Origin of the sequence: Streptomyces sp. NPDC059679 (genome assembly GCF_042734105.1) — a bacterium.
Lineage (GTDB): Bacteria > Actinomycetota > Actinomycetes > Streptomycetales > Streptomycetaceae > Streptomyces.
This window is the reverse complement of record NZ_JBHWES010000042.1, coordinates 40,286-61,432: the sequence shown is the minus strand read 5'-3', so window position 1 is coordinate 61,432 and position 21,147 is coordinate 40,286. Positions and strand designations below refer to the sequence as shown.

The 21,147-nt window shown below is 71.8% G+C and carries 16 protein-coding genes; 6 read left to right on the top strand and 10 right to left on the bottom strand.

Annotated features, from left to right (window positions below):
- The first annotated feature begins 16 nt into the window (after positions 1–16).
- Complete coding sequence (locus tag ACFV2X_RS34310; RefSeq protein ID WP_385624177.1) at positions 17–3,193, top strand: NACHT domain-containing protein; 3,177 nt, start codon at positions 17–19, stop codon at positions 3,191–3,193.
- A 6-nt stretch (positions 3,194–3,199) separates the two neighbouring features.
- On the opposite strand, the gene ACFV2X_RS34305 is transcribed toward ACFV2X_RS34310, so the two are convergent.
- The 4 genes from ACFV2X_RS34305 to allB all read right to left on the bottom strand — a co-directional run bounded on the left by ACFV2X_RS34305 (position 3,200) and on the right by allB (position 8,576).
- Positions 3,200–5,107, bottom strand: coding sequence for a hypothetical protein (locus tag ACFV2X_RS34305; protein ID WP_385624175.1), 1,908 nt, complete (start codon positions 5,105–5,107; stop codon positions 3,200–3,202).
- On the bottom strand, positions 5,104–6,000 hold the full coding sequence (locus tag ACFV2X_RS34300; protein WP_385624173.1) for a hypothetical protein: 897 nt from the start codon (positions 5,998–6,000) through the stop codon (positions 5,104–5,106). The genes ACFV2X_RS34305 and ACFV2X_RS34300 overlap by 4 nt, the downstream gene beginning before the upstream one ends.
- 78 nt (positions 6,001–6,078) lie before the next feature.
- Positions 6,079–7,227 carry an allantoicase gene (gene alc, locus ACFV2X_RS34295; RefSeq protein ID WP_385624170.1) on the bottom strand — a complete coding sequence of 383 codons (1,149 nt, stop codon included), beginning with the start codon at positions 7,225–7,227 and terminating at the stop codon, positions 6,079–6,081.
- Complete coding sequence (gene allB / locus ACFV2X_RS34290; RefSeq protein ID WP_385624281.1) at positions 7,224–8,576, bottom strand: allantoinase AllB; 1,353 nt, start codon at positions 8,574–8,576, stop codon at positions 7,224–7,226. Before allB ends, alc begins: the two co-directional genes overlap by 4 nt.
- Positions 8,577–8,959: 383 nt before the next feature.
- Between allB and ACFV2X_RS34285 the strand changes: the two genes are divergently transcribed.
- Positions 8,960–9,745 carry an IclR family transcriptional regulator gene (locus ACFV2X_RS34285; RefSeq protein ID WP_385624168.1) on the top strand — a complete coding sequence of 262 codons (786 nt, stop codon included), beginning with the start codon at positions 8,960–8,962 and terminating at the stop codon, positions 9,743–9,745.
- Between the two features lie 71 nt (positions 9,746–9,816).
- Here ACFV2X_RS34285 and ACFV2X_RS34280 read toward each other — a convergent pair whose 3' ends face one another.
- Positions 9,817–10,167 (bottom strand): DUF5955 family protein, encoded by a 351-nt coding sequence (locus ACFV2X_RS34280; protein WP_385624278.1) that lies wholly within the window; start codon positions 10,165–10,167, stop codon positions 9,817–9,819.
- A gap of 231 nt (positions 10,168–10,398) precedes the next feature.
- Here ACFV2X_RS34280 and ACFV2X_RS34275 point away from each other — a divergent pair, with 231 nt between their 5' ends.
- On the top strand, positions 10,399–11,031 hold the full coding sequence (locus ACFV2X_RS34275) for an NTP transferase domain-containing protein (RefSeq protein ID WP_385624166.1): 633 nt from the start codon (positions 10,399–10,401) through the stop codon (positions 11,029–11,031).
- A 106-nt stretch (positions 11,032–11,137) separates the two neighbouring features.
- Positions 11,138–12,754: a malate synthase A gene (gene aceB / locus ACFV2X_RS34270; protein WP_385624163.1), complete on the top strand. Its 1,617-nt coding sequence runs from the start codon at positions 11,138–11,140 to the stop codon at positions 12,752–12,754.
- Between the two features lie 76 nt (positions 12,755–12,830).
- Here the strand turns inward: aceB and ACFV2X_RS34265 are convergent, their stop codons facing one another.
- The 5 genes from ACFV2X_RS34265 to ACFV2X_RS34245 are packed head-to-tail and all read right to left on the bottom strand — an operon-like array spanning position 12,831 to position 18,538.
- On the bottom strand, positions 12,831–13,349 hold the full coding sequence (locus ACFV2X_RS34265; protein WP_385624161.1) for a hypothetical protein: 519 nt from the start codon (positions 13,347–13,349) through the stop codon (positions 12,831–12,833).
- Positions 13,346–14,845, bottom strand: coding sequence for an ATP-binding protein (locus tag ACFV2X_RS34260; RefSeq protein WP_385624158.1), 1,500 nt, complete (start codon positions 14,843–14,845; stop codon positions 13,346–13,348). Before ACFV2X_RS34260 ends, ACFV2X_RS34265 begins: the two co-directional genes overlap by 4 nt.
- 7 nt (positions 14,846–14,852) lie before the next feature.
- On the bottom strand, positions 14,853–15,533 hold the full coding sequence (locus tag ACFV2X_RS34255) for a response regulator transcription factor (protein ID WP_014175542.1): 681 nt from the start codon (positions 15,531–15,533) through the stop codon (positions 14,853–14,855).
- A 57-nt stretch (positions 15,534–15,590) separates the two neighbouring features.
- A complete protein-coding gene (murJ, locus tag ACFV2X_RS34250) occupies positions 15,591–17,342 on the bottom strand; it encodes a murein biosynthesis integral membrane protein MurJ (RefSeq protein ID WP_385624156.1) in 1,752 nt (583 codons plus the stop codon).
- On the bottom strand, positions 17,339–18,538 hold the full coding sequence (locus ACFV2X_RS34245; protein WP_385624153.1) for a lipid II:glycine glycyltransferase FemX: 1,200 nt from the start codon (positions 18,536–18,538) through the stop codon (positions 17,339–17,341). The genes murJ and ACFV2X_RS34245 overlap by 4 nt, the downstream gene beginning before the upstream one ends.
- A 294-nt stretch (positions 18,539–18,832) precedes the next feature.
- Here ACFV2X_RS34245 and ACFV2X_RS34240 point away from each other — a divergent pair, with 294 nt between their 5' ends.
- Both ACFV2X_RS34240 and ACFV2X_RS34235 read left to right on the top strand, forming a co-directional pair.
- The gene (locus tag ACFV2X_RS34240) at positions 18,833–20,551 is read left to right on the top strand and encodes a hypothetical protein (RefSeq protein WP_385624150.1); all 1,719 of its coding nucleotides are present in this window, start codon (positions 18,833–18,835) and stop codon (positions 20,549–20,551) included.
- Positions 20,548–21,135, top strand: coding sequence for a hypothetical protein (locus ACFV2X_RS34235; RefSeq protein WP_385624148.1), 588 nt, complete (start codon positions 20,548–20,550; stop codon positions 21,133–21,135). The genes ACFV2X_RS34240 and ACFV2X_RS34235 overlap by 4 nt, the downstream gene beginning before the upstream one ends.
- Positions 21,136–21,147 lie beyond the last annotated feature (12 nt).

Below are 21,147 nucleotides of genomic sequence, written 5' to 3'. Positions count from 1 at the left end.
GAAGGGGCGGAGTGGCGTGAGCGCTGAGGTCGCGGCGATCAACCTGGGGCGGACACTGGCGACGCGCGCCGTCCGGATGTGGCTCGACCCGCGTACGCGCGAGCAGGAGAGCCGGATGGACATGTCCGCGCTGATCCGGCGGCGGATACCGGGGCTGCGGGCCCAGCGGGGCGTGGAGCGGCAGTTCGAGCAGATCGCGGATGCGGTCGCGGCGCGGCTCGAGCCGATCTGCGGGCATGAGTTCCGCGGCCTGGACGAGGGCGGACGGCAGGCGGCACTCGACGCCGTGACGGCGGCCTTCGCCCGCGCGGACCTGTCCGACGCCGCGATCCTCGGATCCGATGCCAACCCCGCCGAGCTCGCCCGGCGCGTCCGTACCGCCGCTCCCCCGCCGACCGGCCTCGACGAGGTCGAGACGCGCTTCTACGAGCTGCTGCTGGCCGAGTGCTGCGACTGCTACGTACAGACCCTGCGCCGCCTCCCGGTCTTCACCGAACGCGGCGTCACCGAGCTGCTGGGGCGGGTCGGCGAGCTCGGCTCGGAGCTGAGCCGGGTGCTGGAGCGGCTGCCCGTCAGGTCGCTGTACGCGCCGCAGGGCGCGGATCAGGACGCCGCCTTCCGTCACGAGTATCTGGAGTTCATCAGCCGCACCATGGACGAGGTGGAGCTGTTCAGCTTCACGGCGGGGCAGGCTCCGCGCACCAAGCTGTCCGTCGCCTACATCAGTCTGCGGGTCAGCACGGACGAGGGGCGGTCGGCCCGGCGGACCGGCCATGGGTCCGCCGACCGGTTACGGACCGGCATCGGCGCATGGGACACGGCCGAGCAGGAGTCGTCGGCGAGCGTACGGGTCGAGGCGGCGCTCAAACAGTCGCCGCGCGTGCTGTTGCGCGGGGAAGCGGGCTCCGGCAAGACGACGCTGCTCAACTGGCTGGCCGTCACCGCGGCGCGGGGCTCCTTCGGCGGCGATCTGGCCGACTGGAACGGCCTGGTCCCCGTCCTCGTCAAGCTCCGCCACTACGCGACGCGCGAGCTGCCGCGCCTGGAACAGCTGCTGGACGTCACCGCCGGGCCGCTGACCGGCCACATGCCCGCCGCGTGGGTCGACCGCCAGTTCCAGGCGGGCCGGGTCCTGCTCCTCGTCGACGGGCTTGACGAACTCGTCGCGAGCGAACGGCGCAAGGTTCGCGACTGGCTCCGGCTGCTGCTCAGCGCCTACCCGGACACCCGCGCCGTGGTGACGACCCGGCCGACCGCCGCGAGCGGCGACTGGCTGCGGTCGGAGGGCTTCGCCCCGGTCGGTCTTGAACGGATGACCCCCGCCGACCTGCGCGCCTTCGTCCAGCAGTGGCATCAGGCCGTACAGCTGCACTCCGGCGAGGCGCCCTGCGCGCCGGAAGAGCTGCCGCACTACGAACGGGCGCTCGTGGCCAGCCTCCAGGACCGCCCCCATCTGCTCGCGCTCGCCGCGAACCCACTGCTGGCCGCCCTGCTGTGCGCGCTCCACCTGGGGCGGCGCAGCCGACTGCCGCGAAACCGCATGGAGCTGTACCGGATCGCCCTGGAGCTGCTGGTGCAGCGCCGTGACGCGGAGCGCGGGGTACCCAGCGCCCTGGACGTACGGCTGAGCCTCACCGACAAGCTGTGCCTGCTGCGCGATCTGGCCTGGCGGCTGTCGGACAACAACCGCAGCGAGATCGCCCGCGAGAAAGCGCTCGACCACGTGGCGGCCAAGCTGAGGTCGATGCGCCATCTGGAGGTTGAGGGCGGGCAGGCTCTGGAGCATCTGGTGACGCGTTCGGGAGTGCTCCGCGCCCCTGCCGACGACCGCATCGATTTCCTGCACCGCAGCTTCCAGGAGTACCTGGCCGCCGAGGAAGCGGCGGAGGAGGACCGCGTCGGCAATCTGATCGAGCGGGCCCATCTGGACACCTGGCGCGAGACCATCATCATGGCCGCCGGGCACGCCAACCGCGGCCAGCGGGAGGAGCTGATCACCGGCATCCTCGACCGCGCGGAGGCGGAGCGCCGTCATGCGCGGGGGCTACGGCTGTTGGCGGCGTCCTGCCTGGAGACGATGGAGTCGGTGCCCGTCGGGCTGGACGAACGGCTGGACGTGAATCTGGGCGTGCTGGTGCCGCCCCGGCGCCGCAGCGACGCTGAGTCGCTGGCTGCGGTGGGGGATCCCGTGCTGGGCAGGCTGCCGCGCTCGCTCGACGGCCTGACGGAGGCTGCGGCGAGCGCGGCGGTGCGCACCGCGGCGCTTATCGGCGGAGGGGCCGCGCTGGACTTGCTCAATGGCTACGCCGAGGACGGGCGCATCGACGTCCATCGGGAACTCGTCCAAGCCTGGCAGTACTTCGACCCCGATGAGTACGCCCGGCGCGTGCTGGCCAAGCTTGCACTGGATGACATCTCTCTGCAGCTCTCCCACCCCAGCCAGTGGGGCGCGGCCACGCGACTGCGGTCAGCGCGGAGGATAGGGATCAACTTTCCGTTCACTTCCGGGCTTGCCGCATTGAAGGAACTTCCCCGGTTCATCTCGCTGTCCATCCCTCGGCTCGTGGACGAGAACGATCTCAGCCCACTGGCCGACCATCCAGAGCTGGAATGTCTCACGCTCAACGGAAGCGGCTCCTTGAGGAACGCCGAAGCGTTGGGCGGGCTCACCCGCCTTCGGTACCTGCATCTCAACTACTGGTCGGCTCTGCCCCCGCTGACCGAGATCCCACTACCGCAGTCGCTGGACCACCTCGCGCTGGGAAACCTTCCGGCCGATCCTCATCTGGGATTCCTCGACCGTCTACCGCAACTCGACTACCTTTCACTGGACGGCACGGGGAGGCTGCGAGGAATGACGGACTCGGCCGTGATCGCCGGCGTCAGGCAATTACGTCTGGCTGGATTCGATCTGACCGAGCGGCTTCGCGCCCTGCCGGCCGCCGGTCTCGGTGTGAAGAAGCTGGGCTTTTACGACTGCGTCCTTCCCGCCGACCTCAGCCCCCTGCACGCGATCTCCTCGCTCACCTCGGTGTTCTTCGGCATGTGCCACGGCCCGTATCCCGGCCCGCTGGACCTGTCCTCACTGGCAGGCCGCCCGGCGGCCCCCCGCCTCACCGTCGAGGTAGGCGGGACCCAGGTCGTCACGGGCACCGATCAACTCGGGCCGGGTATACGGCTCCGCTACCTGTAGGTTGCGTCAGTCGAACGCCCCGCGCATCTCGTCCTCCACCGCCGGGTTGTCCACCCACCACAGGTCCGCCTTCCCCCGGTCGGCGTCGTCGGTGAATAGCGGGACTTCGTCGACCGCGTACCTCCACGGGTAGGGATCGCCGTCGTCGCACACCCCGTCGTGGACCATCGGAACCGGGATGGTGACCTGCTGGTGCTTCACCATCCAGGAGTTGCGGAAGAAGTCGAACCGCAGGTGATAGCAGTCGTCGGACTCGGTGAAGAGGATCGGCGGGACGAGGAAGTGTGCCGTGTCGACGGTGGCCGCGATGTCGATGTAGTTCCCCGGGAGGCCACCGGCGTTCCAGCAGGCGGCGAAGTTCACTGGGGTCAGTGACTCTTTGCCGAGGACATGGATGGCGTTGCCCTGGATCACGAACTTGTCAGGGTCGAGGAGCACATTTTCGCCGAGCATCACGATGGGCGCCGGCATGATGTGCGCCTTCGCGAAGGTCTGAGCTTGTGTGTACAGCTCGAGGACGTCTTCGCTGCGCGTGGCGTCGAAGGCCGCCCAGCTGTGGAACGGGCAGCACTCGTTGTTGGCTTCTTCCGGTTCGGGGAAGAGGAGGGACTTGTCGATCGGCGGGACGGCGGAATCGCCGCGCTTGTCCTGAAGGAAGCCGGGGATCCAGGCAGCGGCGTCGGCGTCGGCTTCATCGGTCTCGATCACCTCCGATTCGCACAGGGCGCGGAAGGAGGTGTCGCCGAGTTTGCAGTTGAAGTAGTCGAGCAGGGTGATCGCGGCGCACTCGGCGAGTGAGAGCTTGTCGCTCTTGGCGAACCAGAAGTCATAGCCGTTCGCCACGAAATGCACACCGCGGAACTGCTTGTGGACGAAGGGCTCGCGGTCGGCGCCGGGGGTGAGGCCGCTCCAGTGCGCGGCGGCTACCTGGTTGTAGTAGGCGTCGGCGTGGCGGGCGAGTTCGGGGGCGAAGACGCTTTCGCCGGTCCAGTAGCAGGCCTTGCTGAACAGCGCGCCGATCTCGGGATCGTGGGTGACCTCGGGCTCGGTGAAGGTGAAGATGAGTTCGCTGCGCAGGAAGACCTTGCGGCCGTCGTCGTAGGGCGCGCCCTCGTGTTCGTACCGCTGGTCGAAGATGACGCAGGTGAAGGGCTCGATCTCAGCGAGCGCCACTCCGCCGGTGAGATCGAGGGCGGGCGTGGCCGAGCCGCCGGTGAGGTAGAGCAGGAGGGTGTAGCGGGAGACGTGGTGGCGCTCGGCGTCGTAGTACGGGGTGTCGCGGTGGCGGTGGAAGTTGGCGTCCCCGGGTTCGAAGCGGTTGCACCGGAAGACCGGGTTCACATGCGAGAAGCCGTCGCGCAGCGGCTGCGGCAGCGCCTTGGCCATCGCCTGGGTGAGGGCTTCGGCGAGCAGCGCGGAGTGGAAGATGAAGCGCTCGCCGCCGCGTGAGCCGGCGTTGAGCGGCGGTACGTAGAGGTTGAGCGCGTCAAGGCGCTCGAGGTGGCCGCGGGCGTCGGCGGGGAGCCGCAGCGAGAACGAGTACGCGCCCTCCGCGAGCTCCGCGCTCCGCGTGAGCTCCAGCGGGGTGTCCGCGAGCAGACGGTCGAGCGGCACGATGTTCTCGAAGGTACGGAACGACAGTTCGCGCGGGTCGACGAAGACAGCGGCCAGGTACGGGGCCTCGTCGCTGGGCCGGGCGAACAGCTCGCGCACATCGGCGTCGATGCGCTCGGCGTCGACGAAGCGCACCGCCTTGTGCCGCACCGTCGGGTGCCAGGAGATCCCGAGCCCGTCGAGCGTCGCGGCGGGCTCGGTGTCGACCGCGTCGACCTCGGCGAGATAGCGGGCGACATCGTCGGCGGGGGCCTGGCCGGTCGACAGGGCGAAGAAACGGTCGCGGAGCTCGGCGCTCACACACTCCTCCAAAAGCTGCGCAGCACGGACGGAAGCTCGGGGGCGAGCGCCAGCTTCTGCGCACCCGCGTCGGAGACATCGGCGCGGTACAGCAGGAGCCGTGTGAGCGAGCCGATGAAGGGCGCCGCGAGCAGGGCGTCCGCCCCCTCCGCGCCGATCGGGTTGTAGCGGAGGTCGAGTTCGGTGAGGTGTACGAAGCGCCGCAGCGAGCGCACGCCCTCGGCGGTGAGCCCGTTGCTCTGGAGGTGCAGACGGCGCAGTTCGCCGAGGCCCGGGGAGGCCGCGAGGGCGGCGAGCCCGGTGTCGCCGACGCCGCAGTACCGCAGGTCGAGCGCCCGGATCCGCCCCGTCCCGGTCGCCGCCGCGAGCGCCTTGGCGCCGGGGTCGCCGATACGGAGGTACGAGAGGTCGAGCGCGACGAGCCGGCTGAGGTCGAGCGACGCGAGAGCCCCGGCCTCGATGGGCGGCGGCGTCAGCTCGTCTTCCTCCTCGTCGTAGTCCCAGTCGTCGCAGTCGTCCTCGTCCGCCTCGGCGGGCGGTGTGATCCGCAGCGCGGTCACGAAGCGCTCCCGCAGGGCCTGCTCGATCAGTCCGGGCGCGTCGTCGGACCATTCGACGGCGACCGTCGTGGCGAAGCCGTACCGGCGCGCCACGACGGTCACCCCCGGCGGCAGCGCCGCGTCCCAGCTCTGCTGGTGCTCGTCCACGAGCGCGGCGATCTCGCGCGCCAGGGGCTCGCGATCGGCGGGGCGGGTACGCGCGCGGCGCTGTTCCAGTTGGATCAGCGTGCCCCGGGCATCGCCCTGCTCCACGAGCCGGTCACCGTAGACACGCCACGCGGCGAGATCGTCGATGTGATCGCGCAGGGTCTGTTCCAGGGCCACGGCTTCCATGCCAGGCACCTTATAGGGGAGGTACGACAACGCCCCCGGGCCTCAAGTGCCCGCCCCATCACCCCATCTGAGCCCCGGTCAGCCCCCGCCCAGCTCCGTATGGCGCGCCGCGAGCCGGCTCGCGCCCGCCTCCGTGAGCGTGCCGTGCAGCCGCAGGCGGGCGACGCCGCCGTCCGGGAAGATGTCGATGCGGACGTGGGTGGCGGGTGGGGCCGCGTCGAGCAGAAAACGGTGGATGGTGTCGGGCTGGAGGCGGGTGCGGGGCAGGAGTTCGGTCCAGCCGGGGGCCGCGTGGTCGGCCGGGTCGGCGCCGGAGGTGGCGTCGAGGACGTACAGCGTGGCCCAGCCCGGCGCGTTGCCCTTGTAGCAGCCGGTGTCGATCTCGACGGCCCGGATCCGGGCCTGTTCGGTGAGCCGGTAGCGGACCCAGTCATGGCCCTGGTCGCGGCGGCGGCGGGTCTCCCAGCCCTCGTCCATTTTGCGGGAGCGGCCGGGCTGGATGGTGTTGGCGGGCGGGGAGTAGAAGCGGTCGGAGGCATCCTCGGCCGCGCCGCCGTTCTCCAGGGCGGCCAGGTCGAAGGTGCCGAGGGCGGTGAGCCAGCCGGGGTCGGGGGCGACCTCGCCGTGCACGCGCAGGCGGGCGATTCCGCCGTCGGGGTGCTGCTTGAGCCTGAGGTGGGTGAAGCGGCGCGCCACCGCGACCGCGAAGCCGTTGGCCGCGTGGCCGCCCACCGGGGTGCGGGGGACGAGCTCCGTCCACTCCACCTCGTCGGCGAGCAGTTCCTCGGGGGATGGGGAGCCGTCCAGCGATGTCGCCTCGACGCTGACCGACTGCGGGTAGTTGCCGCGGAAGTGGGCGGTGTCGACGACGATGCCGTGGATGACGCCGGGCGCGCCGAGGCGGATCAGGGCCCAGTCGTGGTCGTCGTCGGCGGGGTGCGGCTGCTCGGCCGAGGCGCCGCGCCGCCGGCGGGTCTCCCAGCCGTCCATGACCTTGCCCTTGTGGCCGAAGTCCTCGGGGTCGAAGTGCGGGGCCTCGGGCCGCAGCAGGTTCTCGCGTTCGGCGAAGAACTCGTCGTTGGCCGCGATGACGCTACCGCCGAGCCGCCGGTCGGCCAGGTCCGCGAGATGGGTGAAGGGGAGGTCCGCGGTGCGGTAGTCGGCGTACGGGTCGCCGCCGCCGTACGGGCTCGCGTCGCCGGTGAAGCGGGGGATCGGCGCGGTCATGTGCGGTGCTGCCTTTCCAGGAGTCGGCCATGGGGTGTGGGGGATTTGGTGGGTCCAGTGGGGTCGGTGGGGTCAGTGGTGAGTGCGGTGGGGCTGGTCGGGGTGCCGTGGTCGGCGATCTTCCGGCCGCGCAGCCAGGTGGACCGCACGACGCCGTACAAGGTCTTCCCGGCGTAGGCGGTCACCTGATTGCGGTGGTGGAGCGCGGCCGGGTCGACGGTGAAGGTCTCCTCGGGCGCGAGGACCGCGAAGTCGGCGTCGCGGCCGGGCTCGATGGCCCCCTTGTGCTTGAGGCCGACCAGTGCGGCGGGGGCCGTGGACATCCAGCGCGCGAGATCCGGGAGCGTACGGCCGCGCCGCCGCGCCTCGGTCCACACCGCGGGGAGGCCGAGCTGGAGGGAGGCGATGCCGCCCCAGGCCTGCCCGAAGTCGCCGACCTTGAGGTCCGCGGTGCACGGCGAGTGGTCGGAGACGACGCAGTCGATGGTGCCGTCGGCCAGGCCCTGCCACAGCGCGTCCTGGTTGGCGGCCTCGCGGATGGGCGGGCAGCACTTGAACTCGGTGGCGCCGTCGGGGACTTCCTCGGCGCTCAGGGTGAGGAAGTGCGGGCAGGTCTCGACCGTGATCTCAATGCCCTCGCTCCGGGCGGCGGTGATCAGGGGGAGCGCTTCGGCGGACGACAGATGGAGGATGTGCACGCGGGCGGCGTGCTTCCGCGCGAGCTCGATCAGTCCCGCGATGGCCCGGTTCTCGGCCTCGCGCGGGCGTGAGGCGAGGAAGTCGGCGTAGCGCGGGCCGCTGGGGCTGGGGGCCCGGTCGATCAGCTGGGGGTCCTCGGCGTGGACGATGAGCAGGCCGCCGAAGCCCGCGATCTCGCCGAGCGCCGCGTCGAGTTCGGCGGGGGCCAGCTGGGGGAACTCGTCCACGCCGGAGTGGAGCAGAAAGCATTTGAAGCCGAGGACTCCGGCGTCGTGCAGCGGCCTCAGGTCGCGCAGGTTGCCGGGGACGGCGCCGCCCCAGAAGGCGATGTCGACATGGGCGGCGGCGCGGGCGACGGCCCGCTTGATCTCCAGCGCGCGGACGGTGGTGGTCGGCGGGATGCTGTTGAGCGGCATGTCGACGAGGGTGGTGATGCCGCCGGCCGCGGCGGCGCGGGTGGCGGACGCGAACCCCTCCCATTCGGTGCGGCCCGGGTCGTTGACATGGACGTGGGTGTCGACGAGGCCGGGGAGCAGGACGTCGTCCCCGAAGTCCTCCAGGCGGGCCCCGGGCGGGACGGCCGCGTCGTATGGCAGGACGGCCGAGATCGTTCCGTCGGCCATGGAGACGGCGACCGATGCCGCGCGCATCCCCTCCGGGGTCACCACGCGGGTCGAGCGCAACACCAGGTCCAGGTCCGGATCCGCGTCTGACACCCGCGCCCTCCGTTTCTCAGCAGACTCTTCTCGGCAGACTCTTCGGTTCAGCCTTGGGCAGACTCTTCAGATCAGCACGATTTTTCCGCAAAGCGGAAACACTTTTCTGTTCCAGGAGTGTTCACCGAGCCGCCCGCCGGGTCAAGACCCCACCGGCCGCGCCCCCGGCACAAGACGGCCGTCCATAGAATGGAAGGCGATTTTCGGAGCGCAGAACTTGGTCGGCCGGGGGCGGGTAGGCTGCCCGTTGGCCGGTCGGCCGGGGCGAATCAGCCATACGGGGGCCGGTTTCACCTGCCGCGAAAGGAACCGTCGACGTGCCGTCCGCCGAGCCCAAGACCGCCGCTGCCAACTCCGGCGGCGTCCAGTCCCTCGAGCGCGCCTTCGATCTGCTCGAGCGGATGGCCGACGCCGGGGGCGAGGTCGGGCTGAGCGAGCTCTCCGGCAGCAGCGGGCTTCCGCTGCCCACCATCCACCGCCTGATGCGCACCTTGGTCGCCTGCGGCTATGTACGCCAGCAGCCGAACCGCCGCTACGCGCTGGGCCCCCGGCTGATCCGGCTCGGCGAAAGCGCCTCCCGGCTGCTGGGCACCTGGGCCCGGCCTTATCTGGCGCGGCTGGTGGAGGCGACCGGCGAGACCGCGAACATGGCGCTGCTGGACGGCGACGAGGTGGTGTACGTCGCACAGGTGCCCTCGCGCCACTCGATGCGGATGTTCACCGAGGTCGGGCGGCGGGTGCTGCCGCATACGACCGGCGTCGGCAAGGCGCTGCTCGCGGACACGCCCGCCGACGAGGTGCGCGCGCTGCTGGCCCGGACCGGTATGCCGGCCGCCACCCAGAAGACGATCACCTCGCCGGACGCCTTCCTGGAGGCGCTGCGGCAAGTGCGTGAGCTGGGCTACGCGGTAGATGACAACGAGCAGGAGATGGGCGTGCGCTGCCTCGCCGTGTCCGTGCCCGACTCGCCCACGGCGGCCGCCATCTCGATCTCGGGCCCGGCCGGGCGGGTGACGGACGAGGCCACACGGGACATCGTGCCGATCCTCAAGGAGGTCGCGGCCGAGTTGTCCACCGCACTCGCCAGCGCGGGCTCCGCCTGACGGCGGCGGTACGGGCGCGCCGCCGGTGCCGTATCGAGCCGTACCGGCGGCGCCCACTCAAGCCCCGCCCCTCAGTCCCTCCCCCCTGCCTGCGGCACATCGCCGAACAGGTCGATCGCCGCACGCACCCCCCTCAGCGCCGGCGCCAGTGCGCTCACCGAGCCGAGCGCGCCCGCGATGAGCAGCAGGGCGCGGCGCAGCCGGGGCACCTCGGGCACTCCCTCGCACGCCATGGCGTCCAGCGCGGCAAGCTCGTCATCCGCTATGGCCCGGTCCGGCAAGTCGGCCGGGTGGGCGGCGAGTTCGCGCCGCAGCCGGGCGACGGCCCGGCGCAGCTCCGCCGCTCTGGGATCCTCCTCGGTGCCGGCCACTCGCCTGTCTTCCACGACCGCGGCGCCCTCCACTGACCAGGCGCCGGGCATCCCCCGGCGTCTCATGTGATCGTCGGACATGACTGCCCTGCTCGCCCTCGCACCCCTCTGCACGAAGCCTGCCCCCTTCTCCCCATGACCCCTGGACGCGTCGATCGGACGCGAGAGGCCGCGGATCAGTTAACGCCACTCTGTGCGCGACACGCCATACGGAGAGCGAAAATCAGACCGGGTGCGATAGGGGGAGACATAGGGGGATCAAGAAGGGATGAGCGGTAGGCAATGCCGACAGATCACACATCGCACGATAGAGCGCAGGTCGCCGGGTTGCTGCTGGCCGCCGGCGGGGGCAGGCGGCTGGGCGGGCGGCCGAAGGCGCTGCTGGCCCACCGTGGCAGACCGCTGGTCGAGCACGCGGTGCGGGCACTGCGGGAGGGCGGCTGCGAACCGGTGCATATCGTGCTGGGCGCGGCCGCCGAAGCCGTACGGGCCAAGGCCGAACTCCCGGGGTGCACGCTGGTCGACAACCCGGACTGGGCCGAGGGCATGGGCTCCTCGCTGCGGGCCGGGCTCGCCTCGCTGGCCGATACGAGGGCGGGGGCGGGGGTGGGGGTGGGGGCGGCGCTGGTGATGCTCGTGGACCAGCCGGGGATCGGGGCCGCGGCGGTGGCCCGGGTGGCGGCGGCGTACGACGGGCCGTCGTGCCTGGCCGCGGCGGTGTACGACGGGCGACGGGGCCATCCGGCGCTGTTCGGCGCCGAGCGGTGGGCGGAGGTCGCGGCGAGTGCGGTGGGCGATCGCGGGGCACGGGCCTATCTGAAGGAGCATCAGCCGGAGGTCACGCTCGTCGACTGCTCCGACATCGCCCGGCCCGATGACATCGACACCCCCGAGGACCTGAAACGGCTGGAGTGAGTCCAACAGAACGTTGAAGTTCCGCCATGAGGAAATTAGTATCCGCTAAGCAGAAGTCGCAGAAGCCCAGATGTCTCGCCCTGTGTCGCCCGAGGAGTGACCGCCCATGTCCGCACCAGCACCGTCCCCGCTGGCCATCGTCGACGCCGAGCCGCTGGAACGGCAGGGTGAGGTGCTGACCGACTCGGCCCTGGCCTTCCTGGCCGAGCTCCACCACCGCTTCACCCCGCGCCGCGACGAACTGCTCGCCCGCCGTGCCGAACGCCGCGCCGAGATCGCCCGAACCGGCACCCTTGACTTCCTCCCGCAGACCGCCCACATCCGCGAGGACGCCGACTGGCGCGTCGCCCCCGCCCCGGCCGCGCTCGACGACCGCCGGGTGGAGATCACCGGCCCCACCGACCGCAAGATGACCATCAACGCCCTCAACTCGGGCGCCAGGGTCTGGCTCGCCGACTTCGAGGACGCCTCCGCGCCGACCTGGGAGAACGTCGTCCACGGCCAGCTCAACCTGATCGACGCCTACCAGCGCCGCATCGACTTCACCACCCCCGAGGGCAAGGCGTACGCACTGCGCCCCGCCGAAGAGCTCGCCACCGTCGTCGCCCGGCCGCGCGGCTGGCACCTGGACGAGCGCCATCTGCGGGCCGGCGACCGCGCCGTGCCCGGCGCCCTCGTCGACTTCGGGCTCTACTTCTTCCACAACGCCCAGCGCCTGCTCGACCAGGGCAAGGGCCCGTACTTCTACCTCCCCAAGACCGAGTCGCACCTCGAGGCCCGCCTCTGGAACGACATCTTCGTCTTCGCCCAGGATCACCTCGGCATCCCCCAGGGCACCATCCGCGCCACCGTGCTCATCGAGACCATCACCGCCGCGTACGAGATGGACGAGATCCTCTACGAGCTGCGCGACCACGCCTCCGGGCTCAACGCGGGGCGCTGGGACTACCTCTTCTCCATCGTCAAGAACTTCCGTGACGCCGGGCCCGACTTCGTCCTCCCCGACCGCAACGCCGTCACCATGACCGCCCCCTTCATGCGCGCCTACACCGAGCTGCTGGTGCGCACCTGCCACAAGCGCGGCGCCCACGCGATCGGCGGCATGGCGGCCTTCATCCCCTCCCGCCGCGACCCCGAGGTCAACGCCGTCGCGTATCAGAAGGTCAGGGCCGACAAGGACCGCGAGGCGAACGACGGCTTCGACGGCTCGTGGGTCGCCCACCCCGACCTGGTCCCGATCGCCCGCGCTTCGTTCGACGCGGTGCTCGGCGACAAGCCCAATCAGAAGGACCGGCTGCGCGAGGACGTCCAGGTCACCGCGGCCGAACTGATCGACGTCGCCTCCCTGGAAGCCAAGCCCACCTCGGCGGGGCTGCGCAACGCGGTCCAGGTCGGCATCCGCTATATCGAGGCATGGCTGCGCGGCCTGGGCGCGGTCGCCATCTTCAACCTCATGGAGGACGCCGCCACCGCCGAGATCTCCCGCTCCCAGATCTGGCAGTGGATCAACGCGGGTGTCGTCTTCGAGAACGGCGAGAAGGCGACGGCCGGTCTCGTCCGCACCATCGCGGCGGAGGAGCTGACGGCGATCCGCGAGGAGATCGGGGGGGAGGCGTTCGCCGCGGGCAACTGGCAGCAGGCCCACGATCTGCTGCTCAAGGTCGCGCTGGACGAGGACTACGCGGAGTTCCTGACGCTGCCGGCGTACGAGCTGCTGCGCTGAGCCGGAGCCGCGCACCGGGCTGTGTGCCCCACCCGTCGGGCGAATTCCAGGGGTCGGGGCACATCGCCCTGCGGCGTCACGCGTCGCAGTGGGCAGGCGGGAGCCTGCCGTCGTCGCCCGCGACGGTCACCTCTGCGGTGCCGTCGCCGCCCTCCGCATACGCCGCCGTGCAGACCAGCTGGCGCACGGCGGTCTTTCCGAGCCTCCGCACCGCGACCGGGACACGGACCAGCACCTGGTCCGTGCCCGACTCCATCTCGATGTGCCCCGCCGACCGGGGCAGCTCCGTGTGGAGCCCGGCCGCGCGCGCCTTCGCGCTCGGGCCGGCGAGAAGCATCATGAGGGCCGTCTCGCCCGGCACCTTCCCGTCGTACTCCCCCTCCCGGTCCACGAAGACTCCCCCGGCCACCGGAGTGAGGCGGCCTTCCGAGGAGACGAAGAAGAGGATCTGCCGCTGCTCGGCGTCGGGGAAGACCGTGACGGTGGCCGGGCCGCCGGCCTCGATGACATCGCTCTGCCGCAGCCCGCAGCCCGTCAGCAACACGGCCGCCACCACGGGAAGGCCCAGGCGGCTCAGGCGGTCCAGGCGCTTCACACCGTCACCTCCCCAGCCGTGCCCATCAGGGGGATCTCCACAGTGAAGACGGCGCCCCCCTGTGGGCCGTTCGCGGCCCGGATCGTGCCGCCGTGCAGCCATACGTTCTCCTGGGTGATGGCGAGGCCGAGGCCGCTGCCCTCCGACCGAGTGCGGGCCGATTCCGCCTTGTAGAAGCGGTCGAAGATATGCGGCAGCGCCTCCGGGCGGATACCGGGGCCGCTGTCGGCCACCTCGGTGACAAGCCGCGCCCCCTCACCGCCCGCTCCCGATTCCGCCCCCGCCCCCTTCTCCGTTCCCGGCTCCAGCCGCAGCCGTACGACGACCGGCGCGGCGCCGTGCCGCAGCGCGTTGCCGACGAGGTTGGCGACGACGACATCGAAACGGCGGGGGTCGAGCCGGGCCCGGATGCCGTCGGGCAGGTCGGTGACGATCTCGTCGGAATCGGTCCAGTGGCGGCCGGTCAGGGTCTTGCGGATGGTCTGCGCGACGTCGACCTCGTCGGTGTTCAGCTCGGCGGCCCCGGCGTCGAAGCGGGAGATCTCCATCAGGTCCTCGACGAGGACCGCGAGTTTGCCCGTCTCCGCGCTGATCAGCCGGACGGCGGCCGCGGTGTCGGGGGCGAGGCGGGCGGCGTCCTCGTCCAGGACCTCGGTGACCGCGAGCATCCCGGCGAGCGGGGTGCGCAGCTCATGCGAGACATCGGAGGCGAAGCGGCGGGCGCGCGCCTCGGCGTCCTGGAGTTCGCCCACGGATCGCTCCAGGGCGACGGCGGACTCGTTGAAGGTGCGGGCGAGGTCCGCGAGTTCATCGCTGCCCTTGACCTGGATCCGGGTGTCGAGGCGGCCCCGGCCCATGCTCTGTGATGCCTTCCGCAGATCGCGCACCGGGCGCAGCACACTGCGCGCGGCCAGCAGCGCGGGGACGAGCGCCACCGCGAGCCCCGGCAGGGCCCCGTCGCGGGCCGCGGTGACCATGGCCCGGACGTTGGCCTCCTCGTCGGTCAGCGGCATCACCGCGTACAGCACAAGGCCCGTGGGGCGTACGGTCTTCCCGGCCCGGAAGACGGTCGGAACGGCGACGGTCAGCCAGGGGTCGCCATGCTTCTCGACGCGCTGGAAGCTGCCGCTGCGCGGGCTGGCGAGCGCGGCGCGGCGCAGCTGCGGGGTGATGACGGTGGAGACGGGGCTGGTGCCGGAGGAGACCCGGACCGATCCGTACTCGGCGAAGACCACCCAGGGGTGCGGCTTGCCCTGCCGGGCGAGTTGGCGCAGCTGCTCCTGGAGGGACTTGGACTCGACGGGCAGCGGGATGCCCATGTCGCTGACCCGGTCCCGGAAGGAGGAGACGGCGGTGTCCTGGGCCTGTTCGAGGATCGCGGTGCGCGCCTTGCGGTAGGTGAGGGTCGCGGTGGTGCCCGCGCTGACCGCGGCGACCAGCAGGAAGGCGAGCACGAGGCGGGTGCGCAGCCCGATGCGGGCTCTCCAACGGGTCAACGGGAGCTCACAGCGGTCCGAAGCGGTAGCCGAAGCCCCGCAGGGTCTGTATGTAGCGCGGGCTGCCGGCCACGTCCTCGATCTTGTGGCGCAGCCGCCGTACGCAGGCGTCGACCAGGCGGGCGTCGCCGTGGTAGCTGTGCTCCCAGACCTGTTCGAGCAGTTGCTGACGGCTGAAGACCTGCTCGGGCGCGGCGGTCAGATACAGCAGGAGCTTCAGCTCGGAGGGCGCGAGCGCGAGGCGTTCCCCGGCCTTGGACACGGCCAGCCCGGCGCGGTCGATGGCGAGATCGCCGTGGAACTCGACGGCGGGGCGGCCCCCGGGCTCCTCGATCCGGCGCAGCACGGCCCGGATGCGGGCCTCGATGACCTCGGTGCGGGCGGGCTTGACGATGTAGTCGTCGGCCCCGGCCTCCAACCCGACCACGACGTCGAAGTCGTCGCCGCGCGCGGTGAGCATGATGATCGGCAGCTGGCTGGATTCGCGGACCCGGCGGCACACCTGGACTCCGTTGATACCGGGCAGCATCAGGTCCAGGAGCAGCAGATCCGGCCCGAACTCGCGGATGGCGGTGAGCCCGGCCTCCCCGGTGGCGGCGGTGCGCACATCGTGTCCGCGGCGGCGCAGGCCGAGTTCGATCCCTTCGCGGACGGAGGGGTCGTCTTCGATGAGAAGGACGCGTGGCATGTGCGGAGTATTCCATTTCGGCAGGTGAGGCGGCGGCGACTCAGGTCCGGCGGCCGATCAGGTCCGGCGGCTCAGTTTGCGGGGCACGGCCTTGAGCGCGGCGTCCACTTCGGTCAGCCGCAGCGGGCGGGCCAGGATCGCGAAGACCAGCAGAATGGCCACCACACCCACGGTGGTGGCGGCGAGCGGGCCCAGCGGGGCCGTACGGCCGGCCGCGAACTGGCCGAGCGCGGTGGCCGGGACGGCGGCCAGCAACAGCCGGGCCAGCGCGGCCACGGACGACGAGCGCCACAGCCCGCCGCGCCGCGCCCGCCCCCGCTCGCCCGGTGTGGGCGCGAGCCTGCGGTTCAGTACGTACGCGGTGGCCGCCCAGCCCCCGAACAGCGCCGCCGAGTACGCCCCGGCCATACCGGTCACCGCCCAACGCGCGGGCAGCAGCAGATACGTGGCCGCGGACAGCCCCGCGTTGAGCCCGGAGATCACCAGGTTCAGGAAGAAGGGTGTGCGGGTGTCGGAGAGCGCGTAGAAGGCGCGCGAGAGGACGTACTGCCCGGAGAAGGCCACCAGCCCCGGGGCGAACGCCATCAGCGCCCCCGCCATCACCGCGATATCGTCCGCGCCGGTCCTGCCGTACTGGAAGACCACCGCCATCACCGGCTCGGCGAGCGCCAACAGCGCACAGGCGGCCGGTACGACGGCGGCGGCGCTGCTGCGCAGGGCGTACGAGACGTCCCGCCGCACGGCCGCGGTGTCACCGTCGGCCGCCGCCCCGCTCATCCGCGGCATCAGCGCGGTGACCAGCGAGACGGTCACGATCCCGTGCGGCACGGCCCACAGCAGATACGCGTTGTTGTACGCGCTGAATCCGGCGCCGTCGGTCCCCGCGGCCGCCGCGCGCTCCCCGGCCATCGTGGCCAGCCAGGTCACCACCCAGTACGCGAGCTGGTTGGTGAACACCAGCAGCACCAGCCACCCCGCCGAACGCAGCGGCCGGGACAGCCCGCTGCCCCGCCAGTCGAACCGCGGCCGCCAGCGAAAGCGCGCCGCGCGCAGCGACGGCAGCAGCGCCAGCGCCTGGACGGCGATGCCCGCGGTCGTGCCCCAGCCGAGCAGCGCGGTCTCGCCGGGGGTGAGCGTGCCCCCGGTGCCGGCCGTCGCCAGATACAGGCCGAAGACGGCGATGACGACGACGTTGTTGAGGACGGGGGTCCACATCATCGCGCCGAACCGGCCCCGGGCGTTGAGCACTTGGCCCAGGAGAGTGAACAGCCCGAGGAAGAAGATCTGCGGCAGGCAGTAACGGGCGAAGGCGACCGTCATCGTGGCCTGCCCGCCCGTGTAGTCGGTGTACGCCGCGACGATGGCGGGCGCGGCGAACACCGCCCCGACGGTGATCAGCAACAGGGCCGCGGTGCAGACGGTCAGCAGCCGATCGGTATACGCGGCCCCACCGTCCGCGTGCTCCTTGGCGGCCTTGACCAGCTCGGGCACGAACACGGCGTTGAGCGCACCGCCGAGCAGCAGCGTGTAGACGATATTGGGCACGGAATTGCCGACCGCGTACCCATCGGCCGCCAGCCCGACCCCGAGCGCGGCGGCGACGACGGCGGAGCGTACGAATCCGGTGGCGCGCGAGACCAAGGACCCCGCCGCCATGACGGCCCCGCTGCGCAGCACGGAGGCGGGCCGCTCGGCGGGCGGCTCCGTCGAGGTCGCGCCGGCCACCGAGGTCGGCGACGCCGCCGGGCCGGGCGGGCCCGCGGCGCCCACCGGACCCGCCGGGCCCACCGGGTTCGCGGGGGCGCTCATCGACGGGCCAGGTAGAGCTGGAAGGCGCGGTGGAGCGCGTGGTTGGCGGTGCCGCTCAATGGTGTCTCCCACTCCCCCAGCGTCTCGACGACCTGGCCTCCGGTGCCCAGCTTCCAGCGCATCAGCCCGAACGGCCGTTCGTCGGGGTCGAGTGTGGAGGGTACCCCGCGCATGTCGTAGACCTCCGCGCCCTGGGCGTGAGCGTCCAGCATCATCTGCCACTGCAGGGCGTTGGAGGGGCGTACCTCGCGTCGGTGGTCGGCGGAGGCTCCGGTCTGGTACCAGACCCGCCGGCCGACCGTGATCATGGTGTGGGCGGCCAGGATCTCGCCCTCGTACCGGGCGAGGTAGAGCCTCATCCGGCCCGGCGCCTCGGCGTTGAGGGCCGCGTACTGGCGCTCGTAGTACGTCAGTGAGCGGCCGAGGCGGAAGCCGTCGCGCTCCTCGGTGATCCGCAGCAGCCGGTAGAACTCGGGGAGTTCGGCGGGGCCGCCCAGCTCCACCCGTACGCCCGACTTGTGGGCCCGGCGGATGTTCCGCCGCCACTCCTGGTTGAGCCCGCTCCACAGGTCCTCGCGGGTGCGGCCGGCCAGCGGGACGCGGAAGACATAGCGGGGCTGCGCGTCCCCGGCCCCGTCTCCGTCGTCGCCGCAGCGGCGCCAGCCGCGGGCGCGCAGCCGTTCGGTGACGACGGTGCCCAGGGGGTCGACCTGGCAGGTGAGGACGTCGGGCAGATGACGGCCGGGGCCGGTGGCCGCCTTGAGCGCGGCGGCGGTCCAGCTGCGGTGGGCGGGTGCGGGGCCGATGCGGACGGCGAATGCGCCGGAGGCGCGCAGATGGCGCAGCAGCGGGTCGAGCCAGCCGTCGATGTCCGGGTCGGTCCAGTCGGCGACGGGCCCCTCGGGCAGATAGGCGAAGTACTTCCGGGTGCCGGGCAGCTGGCGCAGCAGCACCAGCGCGACACCGTTCAATTCGCGTGGACTCTCCCCCGCCCCGGGGCCGGTATCCGGGCCCCAGCCGAGCAGTTGGGCCTGCCAGCCGTCCTTCACCGCGGCCCAGGACGGGCACTGCAGAAAGCCGGGGCCCAGGGCGGAGCCGGTGCGGGACGCCAGGAAGGCGCGGTACGCCTCGGGGATGACGGGCCCCAGCCGGGCTTGCCGCGGACGCGGGCCCGCCGTCACGAGCAGCGCTGACACTGCGCCTCCTCGGGTGCCGTTGATGGGAACGCGAGGAAGATTCACAGCCGTCCATGACCGCGCCGCTCGGCGAGGGTGACCGGACGATGACCGTTCCTGTGCGGTCACCGTCACACGGCGGCCGATCGCCGTACCTACCCGTACGTACGTCCGCACATGGCGAAAGGCCAGGTCGGACGCGTCGTCCGAGTCGGCCTCGGGAGGCGGGATATGCCATTCCCGAACGATCCGCTTCCCGGTCCGTCGGCCGGACGACATACTGCTCGGTAGCACATTCGATCAGGGGGTATCCGAGTGCCTGGGTCCGGACAGTCCGCCGCGTTACTGTCAGACCCTGGCCGGAGCGAGGCCACCCGGCTGCTCTGCGCGGGGGTGTACTTCGACGGGCAGTTCCGCCGCAACATCATCGAAGAGCTCGTCGAACACGAGGAGCGGACGATCGCGCCCTCGCTCGGCTTCGACGCGCTGCCGGTCCTCGCCCACGCACTGCGGGCCCACCGCCGGGAGACGCAGACCGCGCTGGCGCTGCTCGCCCTCTGGGCGGCGTTCATCGCGCTCGACGTGCTCGAGATCGGCTCGCAGACGACGCTGCCCATCCCCTGGTTCCTGGGGTACGGGCTGATCTGCCTCGCCGCCTGGGCCGCGCGCGGGCGCCGGAGTTCCCTCTTCGCCCTCGGGCGCTCGGTGCTCAAGGAGGCCACCCGCGGCCGGTGGAAGGCGGTGCTGCCGGTCCTGCCCTTCGTGCTCACGGTGTCGTACGCGGTGGCCGTGGCCCTCGCCTGGCAGCGGGGCCACAGGCCCTGGGCCGCCGTGGCGTTCCCGCTTCTGCTGATGCTGCCGGTGTGGGTGCACCGGCTGCACGTCGTCTCCGTCATGCGCCAACAGCTGAGCCGCGACGCCTTCGCACGAGGACCGCATACGCGTTTACCGTCCTCCGACCGGTACCGGCGGATCGGCGCGGCCATCGCGCGTGAGCAGTACTCCCCGCTGGTCATCTACGACCCGTTCCGGCCCTTCGTCGGCGCCGGCACGCCGTACAAACCCTGGTCGGTGGTCATGGAGTTGAAGGGGAGGACCCGGGCGCGGGCAACGCCCGGGGAGCGCGGGGACGCCGACCCCCCGCCACGACCGGAGCCCGCCCCGCCACGAGCTGCGCCCGCCCCGTCCGGGACGCCGGAGGGCGAGGGCGCGCCCCTCGCGCCCCTCACCGGCCGTGAGCTCGTCGAGCTGATCAAACCGCGGCTGGCGGCCCTGCGCACCTCGGCCGCGGCCACCAGCCGGGACCGGCTCCGCTCCCTCCAGGTCGATGAGCTGGTCTATCTGCCGGCCGGGCCGCAGCGGGATCAGCTGGACCGCGATCCCGAGACCGTCCAGGCCCATCTCGACCAGGCGGTCGGCGAGGGCGCCGAGGCCCGCCGGCACTTTCTGCGGGTACGGGTCGGGGCCTGGGACGAGCAGGTCGCCGTATGCATGCTGGTCCGCGTCCACACCCAGGGCAGGATGCTGGTGCTCGAGGTCGCCCCGCATGTCCTGACGCCCGTACGCCCGGAGTACAAGTCGGTCGATGTGATCGCGGCGCAGCGCCAGTACGGCCTGCGCGACGCCGTCCAGGCCCTGCTGAGCAGCCCCTCGGCGGGATTCGCCGCCGGGGTCTGGCTGGTCCAGACGTGCCTGTCCGCCTTCCGGACCTGGCTGACGACACCGCAGTACGCCCCACCGGACGCGCCGGTCGCCTCGGTGCGGGAGCTGGGGAGCGTGGAGGAGGTCTCCCTGTTCCAGGAGATGGACATCAGCCGGTATGTGAAGACCCTGCAGGACCGGATCGCCAACGGGGTGCAGGAGGCGCTGCGGAACAAGGGCTACGAGACCGGCGATTTCGACCACTACATCATCAACGTGGGTGAGGGCGGAGTGTTCATCGGCGATATGAGCGGTGGCGCGGTGGCGACGGGCGAGCGGAGCTCGGCGAAATACCTCAGCACCACGGCGGAGAAAGGCATCAGCACGACATGACGACCGAGGACCAAGAGCCCGAGGAGGGCCGGGGTAACGGCAGCAGCGGCAGCAGCAGCGGTGGCGGTGGCGGTGGCGGTGGCGGGATCAGCATCGGTGTGCTGACCGGTGGCGCGGTCGCGGCCGGGGACAGGGCCACCGCCGAGGACCGCTCGCTACGGGACGGCCCACCGGCACCACCGCTCCCGCAGCCACCCGGGGCCCGAGGCCCCTCCGTACCGCCGAGTCCCCCCGGTGGGATCAGCATCGGCGTCATGGCCGGCGGCGCCGCGGCGGCGGGGGCGGACGCCAGGGCGGTGGACGCCTCGACACAGTCGGCGATCGACGCGCCGCCGGAACTCCGCGCGGCCCTGGGCACCCTGCGCCGGCAGCTGCCCCTGCTCAACCCGACGGACGAGACGTCGGAGATCGATGCTCAGCTGGCCGACGCCGAGGAGGAGATCGACACCACCGGGCAGGTACGGCGGGACCGTCTGCAACGGCTGCGCGACCGCATCGAGCTCGGCACGGCGGGCGTGGCGGGGCTCGCCGCGGCGACCGCAGTCGTCCAGCAGATCCTGCAACTCCTCGGCGGCCAGGGCTGAGGGCGGGGACCG

What these genes read in the sequence shown, in the direction of transcription:
- ACFV2X_RS34300 (WP_385624173.1), bottom strand. Translation starts at nt 6,000, where the DNA reads ATGGAAGCCGTGGCCCTGGAACAGACCCTGCGCGATCACATCGACGAT.
- alc (WP_385624170.1), bottom strand. Translation starts at nt 7,227, where the DNA reads ATGACCGCGCCGATCCCCCGCTTCACCGGCGACGCGAGCCCGTACGGC.
- allB (WP_385624281.1), bottom strand. Translation starts at nt 8,576, where the DNA reads ATGCGCGCGGCATCGGTCGCCGTCTCCATGGCCGACGGAACGATCTCG.
- ACFV2X_RS34280 (WP_385624278.1), bottom strand. Translation starts at nt 10,167, where the DNA reads ATGCCCGGCGCCTGGTCAGTGGAGGGCGCCGCGGTCGTGGAAGACAGG.
- ACFV2X_RS34275 (WP_385624166.1), top strand. Translation starts at nt 10,399, where the DNA reads ATGCCGACAGATCACACATCGCACGATAGAGCGCAGGTCGCCGGGTTG.
- aceB (WP_385624163.1), top strand. Translation starts at nt 11,138, where the DNA reads ATGTCCGCACCAGCACCGTCCCCGCTGGCCATCGTCGACGCCGAGCCG.
- ACFV2X_RS34255 (WP_014175542.1), bottom strand. Translation starts at nt 15,533, where the DNA reads ATGCCACGCGTCCTTCTCATCGAAGACGACCCCTCCGTCCGCGAAGGG.
- murJ (WP_385624156.1), bottom strand. Translation starts at nt 17,342, where the DNA reads ATGAGCGCCCCCGCGAACCCGGTGGGCCCGGCGGGTCCGGTGGGCGCC.
- ACFV2X_RS34235 (WP_385624148.1), top strand. Translation starts at nt 20,548, where the DNA reads ATGACGACCGAGGACCAAGAGCCCGAGGAGGGCCGGGGTAACGGCAGC.